Genomic DNA, 8399 nt, shown 5'->3' on the forward strand with positions numbered 1-8399 from the left:
CGAACCGGAGGAACGCACAGTGCAGTCCAAGCGCGACCAGGTCCAGGCGCACATGTTCATCATGGGGCGGCTCACCTCGGGCATGCTGCGCGCCGACCCCGACGCCCCGGAGAGCCCCCAGGGCCGGACCAACCGGGGTGTGGCCATCAGCGTGATCATCGCGGTCCTTATCGCCGCCGGATCCTTCGTCTTCGGCCTGATCAAGCCCGGCGCGAAGAACTCCTGGCGGGCCCAGGACACCCTGGTGGTCAACAAGGAGACCGGCGGCCGGTACCTCTACCTCGACGGACGGTTGCGCCCGGTGCGCAACTACACCTCGGCGCGGCTGCTCCTCGGCGCGAAGATGAAGACCGCCTCCGTCGGCAGCAAGTCGCTCGGCGGCACCCCGCACGGCGCGCCCGTCGGCATCACCGGAGCCCCCGACGACCTGCCGGGCGGCGACAGCCTCACCACCGATCCGTGGCAGGTGTGTTCGGGCACCACCGACGGCTCCACCGCCACCGCCGTGGCCGTCGGCAAGGACGTCGACGGCACCGGCCTCGGCGACTCCGAGGGGCTGCTGGTCACCGGGCCCGACAAGGCCGACTACCTGGTGTGGCGGGGCAGCAAGCTCCGCATGGACACCGGCGGCCGCGTCCGCGAAGCCCTCGGCTACGCCTCCCGCACCTCGGTGAAGGTGTCCGCGGCGCTGCTCAACTCCCTGCCCACCGGCCCCGATCTGACCGCCCCCGACATTCCCCAGCGCGGCGACGCGGGGCCGTCCCTGGGCGGCGGCGGAACCCGGATCGGACAGGTCTTCCAGGTCTCCGCGCCCGGTGCCGACGCCCGGTACTACGTGCTGCGCAAGGAGGGGCTGACCCCGGTCAACGCCACCGTCGCCGCGCTGCTCCTGGGCAACCCGGAGACCAAGCAGAAGGCGTACGCGGGCCGGGCGGTCAGCGCCATCCCCCTGGGTGCCGACGCGGTGATCGGCCACCTGGCGCCCGGCGCGGAGGACGCCGACACCACGGAGGACCTGCCCCCGAGCCCGCCGAAGGCGGTGGACCTCGGTGTGGACGAGACCCCGTGCGTGGGCATCCAGTCCGGCGACGACGGTACGCGCGTGGGCGTGACCCTGGCCGACAGCGGTCAATTCGGCCCCGCCGCACAGGCGCCGCCGGAAGGACTGACCCCGGCCTGTGTGACGGTCAACCGGATCGTGACGCCCCCGGGCGGCGGAGCCCTGGTGCACACCCTCGGCGCGGACGGTTCGAACGTGGGCAGCACCGTCTACCTGGTGACGGACAGCGGGGTGAAGTACCGGGTGCCGACGGCCAAGTCACTCGAGGCGCTGGGCTATACCACGGGGCAGGCGCAGCGGCTTCCGTCGTCGCTGCTGTCGATGCTGCCGACGGGCCCGGATCTGACCCCCACGGCCGCGGTATCCGGCCGGGGCCAGGCGACGTCGCCGCCGTGCGATGACAAAGGCAAGAAAGGGAACGGGCACTGAGGGTAATTGACCGTCTTCCTCATCGGCATATCGACATTTGAGGATGGCTTGAGCTTTTGTCGGAGCGGCGCACGACGGGCAAAACTAGGGAGATTATTGGAACCCGTCTGTTGCGGCTTTTCTGGCCGACAAGTATTGCCCATCGCTTGTTCGGCCACTTACCATCCTTGTCTGGACCAACTGGATGTTGGTGCATCTGCATCCGGTTGCGCAAGCCACGCCAGCGCATCGGGCCTGGCGGCGGAAATCCACCGGAAAGGGCAGCGTCATGGCAGGCATGCAGCGGTCAGAAGAACAGGGAACACGGAACGGTATCCAGGCCCTCGAGATGGCCTTCTCGGGCGTTCAGAGCCGTCGGCAGGACGTCGAGAACACCAAGCAGGGCATGATGCAGGCCCTCCAGGGTAGTGACGGTGGCGCCTTCCAGAAGCTTCTGGACTCCTGGGACGAGCACGCGGAAATCATCTCCAAGAACCTTCAGGACATGATCAACCAGCTCAACGACACGCTTCGCTCCAAGGGTATGACTCAGGGGTCGTCGAACGAGGCCGTCAACCAGGCGTTCTCCCAGTCGCAGACCATCTTCGACAATCTGACGGGCAGCACCGCCGGAAATTGACCCTGAGCGGCCGGTGTCGTACCGGCCCGGTTCCGGTCTGTGCGGGCCGGAGCGTATTCCGCATCCCCATACCCCCAGAGCGAGATGAGGTCCCCGATGTCCGACAACCTCACTGACGGATATATCTACGTCAGCTATGCGCACGTCGACAACGCCGTCGATGACATGCGACTGCAGACGCAGGAGATCGCGAAGATCATCAACAGTCTCAACGACGAACTCCAGGCGCTGAAGAACACCTGGGAAGGTGACGACCGCCAGGCCTACGACGAGAAGCAGGCCGCCTGGAACCAGGCCGTCGAGAACATGCGCAAGTGGCTCGGTGACAACGCGCAGACCCTGAACCACATCCGCGATCTGTACACGCAGAACGAGAAGAGCCAGACGCAGAGCTGGCAGGACGTGAAGATTGGCGGCTGACCTCAGCGCTGTGCGGGCGGCCGTTCCACATAGGGAAAGACGTGGGGCGGCCGCCCGCTGTGTCATCCGGACAGTGAGGTAAGAGAAAGGGCGAGGGCATGGGCAAAAGCAATCAGCCGACGACACAGCTCAACAAGGAGTGGCTCGAGAACTTCCGCAAAGTCGATCTCGCGGACTTCAAAAAGGCGCTCAAAACGGTAACCGAGAACGGCAAGACGGACCCTGTGATTCCTTCGATGAAGGCGCTCAAGGGGGACGACGACGGTGTCCCCAACCTTCCGTTCGGCACGCCCGTTCCGCTGGCGATCGGAAATCTGGCGTCGGATCCCGGCACGCACGGGGAATCGATCAACAAGGCCGTGGTGGAAATGGTGACGCTCCTCGACGGGATCCTGAAGAGCCATGTGACACTTTTCGATGACATTGATGACGCCATCGAGGAAACCATTGACTCCCTGTTCAAGACCCAGGGAGAGAGCCTTGATGCCGTCGAGGGTCAGAAGCTGGTCGACATCTTCGAGGATGTGGAGGACGACCTGGCGACGCCGGCGAACGAGAAGGAGGGCAACGGGGACGACAAATAGCCCGGTCACCGACGTCGTTGAGTCCTTCCCTGCTTGAGTAACCGACCCTTCTTGATGGAGCCTCGCCATGGCCGATGACAAAGAGTACGACGACTACTGGTGGAAAGCGGTCAAGCTCTTCACCGGCTATGAAGCGCCGGCGAGGAACACGCTGTTCGACCAGATCGTCGGCAACGCCGGCATCAAGCAGATGAAGGTGGAGATCACCAAGCAGGGCAAGGTCGCAACCATCGACGCGGATGACCTCAACTGGATGGTCGAGAACGCCGGGTGGGACATCCAGAACACCGACTTCGTGATCCCGTTCTATACGAACAGCGATGGCGACGTCCATTATTACAAGGCCCGTTTCACGCTGCTCGGCGCCAAGATCGCGGACGGCAAGCCGGTGGGTGGCGAGGTCGTCGGCGGTGAGGGGAAGAGCAGGTACGGCAAGGAGCTGGAGGGCGGTCACTTCAAGCCGAGTGACAACGGGACGGTCTGGAACACCTTCGACCTGACCAGTTACTCGTATGGGACGGGCAAGGCGCTGAAGGCTTTGCTGGAAGAGCCCAATGGAACCCTCGGGTTCTCCTGGGGCGGGAAGCCTCCCATTCCGCTCGACAAGGGCGTGCGGCTGGCTTCCTTCGACATGGCCGGGGATGCCTTCGACCGGGTGGCCAAATTCTTCTGGGACAGCAACGCCACCATGACCGAGTGGCAGAACAAGCTGGGCAAGGACGAGAACGACGCCTGGAAGGGACAGGCCGCCGGCGTCTTCTGGGACCTCATCCATGAACTGGGCAGGCGATACGGCCACTACGCCGACGACATGGAGGCAGTCGGCAGCGTGTCCAAGCAGGGCAAGGCGCTCAGGCAGGCGGGGACGGATCTCAGGACACAGGCCCAGAAGATCTACAACAAATGGGATTACTGGAATGTGGCCATGGGCAACCCGCTGCGGTGGCTCGTCGACCTGTTGTCGGATATCGCCACTGAGACCTGGAAGTACAATCTGACCCAGGTCGACGCCGACTACCAGTACACCTACAGCTCTTACGGCGGCTCCGGTCACTGGAACTACTCCACGACGTCGGATTTCACGCAGAATGCCTGGGACAAAGGGAATTCCGCTCGTGCCAAGCGGTCCTATGGCGACATGAAGGAGCTGAGCACCTGGAAGAATGTCGGCGATCAGGCGATCGCCGACTGGGAGGCGTCGGTCAAGACCAATCTGATCGACCCCGCCGAGCAGGCGCTGAAGGATCTGGCCACGGCCTGGGGATCGTCGCACTTCGATCTGGGATCCATCCGGACCAAGGGCGACAAGGGCATTAAGGAAGAGTACACCGAGGACAAGGCGTACAAGGAGAAGAAGGACGCGGAGGACAAGGCCGCGAAGGAGAAGAAGGAGGCCGAGGAGAAGTACGCGAAGGAGAAGGCGGAGGCGGAGAAGAAGGAGAAGGAGCAGGAGGCCAAGCAGGAGAAGAAGGAGAAGGAGGCCGAGCAGAAGCAGGCGGAGAAGGAGAAGGAGGCCGAGCAGAAGCAGGCCGAGCAGGAGAAGAAGCAGGAACAGAAGGAGAAGGAGCAGGAGGCCAAGCAGGCGCAGAAGGAGAAGGAGGCCGAGCAGAAGCAGGCGGAACAGGAGAAGAAGCAGGAGCAGATCCGCCAGGAACAGGAGGCCAAGCAGGAGCAGAAGGAGAAGCAGGCCGAGCAGAAGCAGGCCGAGCAGCAGGCCAAGCAGGACGAGGCGCAGAAGCAGGCGCAGGCGTTCCAGGTCCAGCAGGTGAATCAGCAGAAGGCCGAGCAGCAGAAGCGGGACAAGGAACAGGCGAAGAAGCAAGCCGAACAAGAGGCCAAGCAGGAGCAGCTCCGCCAGGAGCAGGAGGCCAAGCAGGCCGAGCAGGAGAAGAAGCAGGAGCAGAAGGAGAAGGAGGCGGAGCAGAAGCAGGCGGAGCAGCAGCAGAAGCAGGAGCAGATCCGCCAGGAGCAGGAGAAGAAGCAGGAGGAGCAGCAGAAGCAGGCGGAGCAGAAGCAGGAGGAACAGCAGCACAAGCAGGAGCAGATCCGCCAGGAGCAGGAGAAGAAGCAGGAGGAGCAGCAGAAGCAGGCGGAGCAGAAGCAGGAAGAGCAGCAGCACAAGCAGGAGCAGATCCGCCAGGAGCAGGAGAAGAAGCAGGAGGAGCAGCAGAAGCAGGCGGAGCAGAAGCAGGAGGAACAGCAGCGCAAGCAGGACCAGATCCGCCAGGAGCAGGAACAGAAGCAGGAAAAGCTCCAGGAGGAGCAGCAGAAGCGGCAGGAACAGCTTCAGCAGCAACAGCAGCAGAAGCAGGACGAGTTCCAGAAGCAGCAGCTCAAGCTCAATGGTTCACTGAACAATGGCGACTTGAATCAGCTCGGCAACCGCGATCTGAGCCAGCTCAACAATGGCGACCTGAGCCAGCTCAATGGCGATCCGAGCCAGCTGAACAACGGCGACCTGAATCAGCCCTCGCCGCACATCTCCGGACCCGTCAACGGCGACGACTCGCTGACCAACCCCGATGGCAGCCAGTCGCACCTGGATTCCCATGGCCGCGTCGTGACGGACTTCCCGGACGGCAGCAAGGCCGAGATCGACCCGAACAGCCAGACGGCGACCATCACCAGGCCGGACGGCAGCCACTACTCCGGGCCGCTCAACGCCGGCGATTCGCTGACCAACCCCGACGGCAGCACCACCCACCTGGACCCACAGGGCCAGGTGGTCACCGAGTACCCCGACGGCAGCACCTCGCGGGTGGACCCGGACACCGGCGCCACCTCGATCACCAGCCCGGACGGCACGACGACCACGGGCTATCTGAACGACCCCGACAACGCGCTCCCCGACTACCAGAGCGGCGGCCCCGGAGGCAGCTCCCACCCGGGCGGTGGGTACTCGGGCGCGCTGAACCCGCCCTCCTACGACTACGGCGGCCCCTCCTACGAGGAGGAGCTGTACGACGACAATGCCTATCAGGATCCGTCGTTGGGCAACCCCGGCCAGTCCACCGACGGGTCCCCCGGTACGGGCCGTGGCACTCCGCTGAACAACGGCCCGGTGCCCCCCGGCATAGCCGGTGCGGGTGGCATGGGTGGCATGGGCGGTATGCCCATGGGCGGCATGGGTGGTATGGGCGGCATGGGCGGTGGCAAGGGCGGCGAGGGCGGCCCCTCCGAACGCACCCGCAACGTGATCGACAGCGGTGACGTGGTCAGCAACCGCCGTGGCGCTCCCGGCGCGCGCGGCAAGGGCGGTGTGTACGAGGACCGGCAGGCCGTCAGCACCAGTGGCGGCAACCCGTTCCTGCCGGGGATGGGCGGCGGTGCGGGCTCGCCCGGACAGACGGAGACCGAGAGCAGCGACCGTGAGCGCGAGGTCTGGGAGCCCGAGGAGGACGACGTCTGGGGCACCGACGAGGGAGGATCACCAGCGGTGATCGGACGCTGACAAATCTCAAATTCCTTTTGTCGTTCCGATGTTGCACAATGATCGACATCTGACCTTACGCAGGAGTATTCGTTGACCGAACCGCTTCAGGAGCGCATCGCCCAGGCCATGGCCGAGCTCCAGGCCACCCAGGCGGCTGTCGCGCGGGCGGAGGCGGATCTCCGCCAGGCGTCCGCGACGGTGCGCTCGAGTGACCGTGTGGTGGAGGCGACTGTCGGCGCCCAGGGCGAGTTGACGGGGCTGAAGTTCCTCGACAACAAGCACCAGAACATGACGGGCCCCCAGCTCGCCTCCTCGATCCTGGAGGCCGTGCAGCAAGGGCGTGCCCAGATGGCCCGCCGGGTGATGGACACCTTCGAGCCCTTCACCCAGCCGGGCCCCGAGGGCTCGGCCCGCCGGGGCATCGACCTCGACTGGAACCGGATTTTCGGATCGGCCCTCGACGGCGATCAAGCCCGTTCCCGCCGTTCGGGCAGGGACCGGCTGCGCGACGAGATCGACGAAGACAGCCAATGAGCGTTGGGGAAGGTGATCGGTCATGAGTGGTTACAACACCTATGAGGCGCGTCCCGCTGATGTGAAGCGGGCCGTCGAGGGAATGAAGGCACTCGCGGGTGCGCCGAAAGAGGTGCAGAAGAGGTTCGAGGCGACGGAGCAGGCGGTTTACGGCTGGAACGGCGATGAGCACGACCAGGACGATTTCTACCGCCAGACCAACCCGCAGTACCTGCAGCAGAACGAGGGCTGCAAGAAGTTCCTCGGCAGTCTGACCGATTTCCTGACGGGGCTGCAGACGGCCACCTTGGAGAGCCTGCACAGCATCGACCGGACCAGCAACGCGGTCCAGGACGAGATCGGCGCGGCCAAGGTGAACGCCGGGAACTACACCGATGGTGGCCACGGGAAACGCTAAATGTTCGATATCGAGTATCCGGACGACGTCAGCAAGATGCTGTTCGTCCTCATCGGCGAAAAGCCGTTGAAGGCGAAGGCCGGCTTGGCGTGGGAAAGTCGTGACCTCTACACGGATCTCGGTACGGCAATTCTCGACCTTCGTCAGCAGATGCTGGCGTCCATCGACGAGGCGAAGAGGGGCCTCCCGCCGAACGTGGCGGAGGCCTACGAGCGGGCGCTGTCCCAGTTGGTGAACAGAAATGGCGGCGACGCCATGCAGCAGTTCGCCACGCAGATGGATCAGTACGCCGCGAACCAGGGAAAGTCCTCCCTCAAGATCCAGCAAGCCCACTTCGACATCATCATGGAAGTCATCACCCTGATGATCGAGCTGGCGATCCTGGCGGCGGTGTCCTGGCTCACCGGTGGGGCGTCGGCTTCGGAGATGATCCTGGCCCGGATGAGGGCCAGGCTGGCGATCCTGATGACGGTCGATCGCCTCCTGCGGTACCTCCAGTTCTTCCCGTCGCTGTCCGAGGCGATCGAGGAGGCCATCCAGAGCCTCGCCAGTCAGCTCTTGGCGATGGCCATCAATCCCCCCGTTCAGAGGGCCGACGGGATCGACTGGAAAGACGTCGGAATCAATGCGGCGGTCGGCGGCATGGCCGCATTCTTCATCAGTCATTTCGGCACGATCTCGCACTACCTCAAGAACGCCCTGTCGAAAACCTTCAAAAATAATTTCGGCAAGGACATCTTCGGTAAGTTCGAGATCCAGTTCAATAATCCGTTCACCAAGAAAAACGCGAACAACGCGCTGTTCGACATCCCCTCGCACTTCGTGAGCGAGGGTTTCGGTGAGACGATCGCCACGGCGATCGTGCTGGGCAAGTGGGACTGGACGTCCCTCGTCGGCTCCGGTCTCAGCGCGGTATCCGAAAT

Annotated in this window: 8 protein-coding genes; 7 read left to right on the plus strand and 1 reads right to left on the minus strand. The window is 64.2% G+C overall.

The window, feature by feature from the left end; translation table 11 throughout:
• Positions 1 to 19: 19 nt before the first annotated feature.
• From eccB to ASC60_RS14740, 7 genes are all read left to right on the plus strand, one after another.
• Positions 20 to 1489, plus strand: a complete 1470-nt coding sequence (gene eccB, locus ASC60_RS14710) for a type VII secretion protein EccB (RefSeq protein WP_055550815.1) — start codon at positions 20 to 22, stop codon at positions 1487 to 1489.
• A 184-nt stretch (positions 1490 to 1673) separates the two neighbouring features.
• Complete coding sequence (locus ASC60_RS14715) at positions 1674 to 2108, plus strand: hypothetical protein (protein WP_370592914.1); 435 nt, start codon at positions 1674 to 1676, stop codon at positions 2106 to 2108.
• A gap of 96 nt (positions 2109 to 2204) precedes the next feature.
• Entirely contained in the window at positions 2205 to 2528 is a 324-nt protein-coding gene (locus ASC60_RS14720) for a WXG100 family type VII secretion target (protein WP_063787132.1), read from the plus strand.
• A gap of 98 nt (positions 2529 to 2626) precedes the next feature.
• Positions 2627 to 3112 (plus strand): type VII secretion system-associated protein, encoded by a 486-nt coding sequence (locus ASC60_RS14725; RefSeq protein ID WP_055550822.1) that lies wholly within the window; start codon positions 2627 to 2629, stop codon positions 3110 to 3112.
• A gap of 67 nt (positions 3113 to 3179) precedes the next feature.
• Positions 3180 to 6563 carry an AAWKG family protein gene (locus tag ASC60_RS41670; protein ID WP_055550824.1) on the plus strand — a complete coding sequence of 1128 codons (3384 nt, stop codon included), beginning with the start codon at positions 3180 to 3182 and terminating at the stop codon, positions 6561 to 6563.
• A 72-nt stretch (positions 6564 to 6635) separates the two neighbouring features.
• Positions 6636 to 7079 (plus strand): YbaB/EbfC family nucleoid-associated protein, encoded by a 444-nt coding sequence (locus tag ASC60_RS14735; RefSeq protein WP_199830957.1) that lies wholly within the window; start codon positions 6636 to 6638, stop codon positions 7077 to 7079.
• Positions 7080 to 7101: 22 nt separating this feature from the next.
• Entirely contained in the window at positions 7102 to 7476 is a 375-nt protein-coding gene (locus ASC60_RS14740) for a hypothetical protein (RefSeq protein ID WP_159043265.1), read from the plus strand.
• Between the two features lie 281 nt (positions 7477 to 7757).
• Here ASC60_RS14740 and ASC60_RS41675 read toward each other — a convergent pair whose 3' ends face one another.
• Positions 7758 to 8012 (minus strand): hypothetical protein, encoded by a 255-nt coding sequence (locus ASC60_RS41675; RefSeq protein WP_159043266.1) that lies wholly within the window; start codon positions 8010 to 8012, stop codon positions 7758 to 7760.
• Positions 8013 to 8399 lie beyond the last annotated feature (387 nt).

The sequence above is a fragment of the Streptomyces sp. NBRC 110028 genome (assembly GCF_001417735.1).
Lineage (GTDB): Bacteria > Actinomycetota > Actinomycetes > Streptomycetales > Streptomycetaceae > Streptomyces.

Coding starts and splice junctions, on each gene's coding strand:
- ASC60_RS14715 (WP_370592914.1), top strand. CDS start 1,674: ATGTTGGTGCATCTGCATCCGGTTGCGCAAGCCACGCCAGCGCATCGG.
- ASC60_RS14720 (WP_063787132.1), top strand. CDS start 2,205: ATGTCCGACAACCTCACTGACGGATATATCTACGTCAGCTATGCGCAC.
- ASC60_RS14725 (WP_055550822.1), top strand. CDS start 2,627: ATGGGCAAAAGCAATCAGCCGACGACACAGCTCAACAAGGAGTGGCTC.
- ASC60_RS41670 (WP_055550824.1), top strand. CDS start 3,180: ATGGCCGATGACAAAGAGTACGACGACTACTGGTGGAAAGCGGTCAAG.
- ASC60_RS14740 (WP_159043265.1), top strand. CDS start 7,102: ATGAGTGGTTACAACACCTATGAGGCGCGTCCCGCTGATGTGAAGCGG.
- ASC60_RS41675 (WP_159043266.1), bottom strand. CDS start 8,012: ATGGCCTCCTCGATCGCCTCGGACAGCGACGGGAAGAACTGGAGGTAC.